Raw genomic sequence first — 246 nt, 5'->3', positions numbered from 1 at the left:
ACACGCCCTGAACAGCAGCGCCTGATGAACCACGGCGCCCCGAAGACTCAAGGCCGGACCCTCTTGCAATCAGTCCCCTGTGCCAGTTCGTTCCCCGTATAGACAGCCTCGGTGCGAAAGCCGTAGTTGGTGCCTTCCCAGCCCACCTTCACCGTCGTGCCGTCCACCGGCGCGATGGTGTTGACCCCCTGCGGCAGCAACAGCTGATGGTCTTCGCCCCGCATGCGCACCGGGCCGACCACCGAG

At 65.4% G+C, this 246-nt stretch carries 1 pseudogene; it reads right to left on the bottom strand.

The annotated features are described in order from the left end of the window. Window positions 1-47: 47 nt before the first annotated feature. A pseudogene (locus tag AC0IYU_RS34930) lies at window positions 48-246 on the bottom strand (branched-chain amino acid ABC transporter substrate-binding protein); the annotation flags it as partial.

The sequence above is a fragment of the Variovorax sp. AC103 genome (genome assembly GCF_979254005.1).
Note: the sequence above shows the minus strand (reverse complement) of the source record. Positions and strands in the feature narration are given on the sequence as shown.